The 254-nt window shown below is 64.2% G+C and carries 1 pseudogene; it reads right to left on the minus strand.

From position 1 onward, the window contains the following. Positions 1 to 243: pseudogene (locus EXE44_RS19155) on the minus strand (hypothetical protein); the annotation flags it as partial. Between the last annotated feature and the right edge of the window lie 11 nt (positions 244 to 254).

The following is a 254-nucleotide window of genomic DNA, read 5'->3' on the forward strand; positions in this document are numbered from 1 at the left end:
CTCGTCGTAGTCGAGCCCGTACTTCTCCTGGGTGATCACGTCCTTCGAGACCGTCTCGGTCTCGTCGTTCGACGAGGAAGATGACGACGATGAGGCGGACCCACCACCACCGCCCGAGTAGTAGTCCCGGACGACCACGACGCTGGTCGCGTTGGTGTCTCCGGTGTACACGCCGAAGACGTGCGTGCCGAGCAGGTCGTCGTCGGTGAACCGGTCGCTGTCGGCGGGAATCACGAACTCCACGGTCGTCCGCT

It is taken from the genome of Halorubrum sp. SS7, from assembly GCF_005435055.1.
In the GTDB taxonomy this organism is placed as follows: Archaea; Halobacteriota; Halobacteria; order Halobacteriales; family Haloferacaceae; genus Halorubrum; species Halorubrum salinarum.